Origin of the sequence: Nocardia amamiensis NBRC 102102, from assembly GCF_001612745.1 — a bacterium.
In the GTDB taxonomy this organism is placed as follows: domain Bacteria; phylum Actinomycetota; class Actinomycetes; order Mycobacteriales; family Mycobacteriaceae; genus Nocardia; species Nocardia amamiensis.
On sequence record NZ_BDBA01000389.1, the window covers coordinates 1 to 2,315 of the forward strand.

At 67.1% G+C, this 2,315-nt stretch carries 3 protein-coding genes; 2 read left to right on the plus strand and 1 reads right to left on the minus strand.

The annotated features are described in order from the left end of the window. The first annotated feature begins 284 nt into the window (after positions 1–284). Together NA4_RS37935 and NA4_RS41150 are read left to right on the plus strand one after the other, a co-directional pair. Positions 285–1,514: a transglycosylase SLT domain-containing protein gene (locus tag NA4_RS37935; protein WP_245671797.1), complete on the plus strand. Its 1,230-nt coding sequence runs from the start codon at positions 285–287 to the stop codon at positions 1,512–1,514. Between the two features lie 166 nt (positions 1,515–1,680). Beyond that, entirely contained in the window at positions 1,681–1,827 is a 147-nt protein-coding gene (locus NA4_RS41150) for a hypothetical protein (protein WP_157129576.1), read from the plus strand. A 53-nt stretch (positions 1,828–1,880) separates the two neighbouring features. Here the strand turns inward: NA4_RS41150 and NA4_RS37940 are convergent. Next, the coding region (locus NA4_RS37940; protein WP_218022529.1) for a CHAP domain-containing protein at positions 1,881–2,315 on the minus strand (435 nt) is incomplete at its 5' end.

A 2,315-nucleotide genomic window follows, 5' to 3' on the forward strand; every position in this document is an offset into this window, starting at 1 on the left:
CTTAGCGCGGTGCGTTCCCGGCCATGGGGATATGGCCGGAGGCAAGTCGACGAAGCCTCGATTAGGCTGCGACTACGCTGCCGGGCGAGACTCGACACGAGGGGTCTCCTGCGGAGTGCCGCACAGCGGGGCAGGGGACATGAGGCCAGCGACCTGACGGAGGTATTCATACCGATGTCGGAGTCCGAGAACACCTTCCCCGCCACCGTTCCCGCGGGCTTCCGGCATGCCGGCAATCTCTGCAGCTCGGCGGTGCACAGCGTCCGAGCCGACGTGGGGCACTGATGGCGCCGACGAACCGGACTCCGTCCGAGCTGGACCCCGATGACACCGGCGGCGTTCGTGATGTCCGCGCGAGCACGACGACGTCCACTGCGCGCCGTCCTGCCAAGTCCGCGACGCGTGGTGGTTCGACCCCGGCACCACCTATGCAGGCCGGTGCGCCCGCGTCGTCGGCGCCGGCCGCCGGCGCGGCGCAGGCACGTAATCAGGCGGCGCCTGCGGTGGTCGAAACGCCCTCCGCCGCTTCGGGACCGGCAGCACTTCCGCGCTCGGACGCGATGGGGATGGCGGCGGGTTCCGCCATGCCCATGGCTGCTGCGGCGATGGGTGCCCTGGCCGCCATCGCTGCCCAGTACGGCGACGGAACACCGACGGCCGGGACGGGACAGCCGTACCGGCCGCCCGATATCGGGGTGGCGTCGCGGCCGACTGGACCCATTGCGTGGGACGGCGAGCTGGGCTCGCACTATGCGGCGAGCGGCCAGAATCGGGCCCGCCACGGGGACTCCACCGAATCGATGAACAGCGAACTCGAACGCATCCTCAGTGGCGCGGTCGACAGCACCACCCAGGGGCGAGCCGCCATTGGGGCGATCATCGCCGAGGTGAACACCGCCCTCACCGCGCTGGGCACCATCAACGATGCCAACGCCAGCAGGCAGCTCGTGATCTCCACTTTGGACAACGCATTGCAGCGCGCCGGTACCGTCCTGGGACAGGGGCAGGCCTCGACGGTGCTCACGGCCGAGCGGGTGGCGGCTCTGGCCGATCGCTATCTGCGGGAATCACGTCCCGCCCGTCCGCGGAGGCCGCGTCGCGCCACGCATCCGGGCATGCGCGGTCCCAGTGGCGGCCCGCCGCGCACGCGGCCTTCGGGGCAACAGGGGCAATGGATCAACGAGGCGCTGCACGTGTTGCGTCAGAACGGCTATGACACGCGGCAGATCGATCCGTCGGACATTGCGGCGATCATTCAGCACGAGTCCGGCGGCAACCCGAACGCGATCAATCTGTGGGACAGCAACGCCGCGGCGGGCATCCCGTCCAAAGGGCTGATGCAAACCATCGATCCGACGTTCAACGCGTATTCCCTTCCGGGACACCGTGATATCTGGAACCCAGTGGACAACATCGTCGCTGGGGTGCGGTACGCGATCGACCGGTACGGGTCGGTGAGCAACGTACCCGGGATCGTGCAGATGCGCGGCGGCGGATCATACGTGGGGTATTGAGTTGGCTGCGGATCGCACTCGAGCAGTCGATCCGCGAGTGATCGGATCGGCGCGGCCATCGATCCTTTGTTCAATTTCGTTGTGCCAGCGTCGAACTCGCTCGCCCGCAATTGTTTTCGCAGGCAACGCACCGTATACCGGAGGAGGCAGGCGGCGGAGACGGTGCATGACCGCACTCAGTTCGGTCGCCCAGGCGTTGGCGTTCGCTGTCAAACATCAGCTGGGGCCCGGCCGGTACTCGGATCTGACTCCGGACGAACAGTTACTGGAAGAGTTTGCCGTGTATGAAGATCATCGTGCGCGAGGTATCTGATCGGCGCGGAATGACCCTCGACGATCCGCTGTTCGACTGAAGCCGCGCGGTGGTCAGCCTGGTGGGTGGACGACGCCGACCATGCCGCTGGCGCCGAGGTTGTAGGTTCTCTGCTGCACCGCATCGCTGGAATTGCCCTCGATGGTGGTGATGGTGTTGCCGTTGCGCGCCACCACCATACCGATGTGACCGCCGCTGTTGAGGATGACGAGGTCGCCGGGTCGGGCGCCCGCTGAGTTGTCGGCAAGACCCATACGCTGCGCATCGGACCAGACGCTCAGCACGGCGTTCTTGTTGGTCCAGGGCACGTTGATGCCGGCTTGGCGCCAGGCCCAGGTGGCGAAGGAGGCGCACCACGCGTCGTTGATGTTGTACGGCCGATTCACGCGGTTCTGGGCGTACTCGCGAACGCCGAGCTCACCGGCGGCGATCTGGATCGCCCGCTGCACGGCTGAGGACATTCCGGCTGTGTTGCCGCGGGGTGGTTT

Excerpts from the sequence above, each read along its gene's own strand:
- NA4_RS37935 (WP_245671797.1), top strand. The coding sequence starts at position 285 with ATGGCGCCGACGAACCGGACTCCGTCCGAGCTGGACCCCGATGACACC.
- NA4_RS41150 (WP_157129576.1), top strand. The coding sequence starts at position 1,681 with ATGACCGCACTCAGTTCGGTCGCCCAGGCGTTGGCGTTCGCTGTCAAA.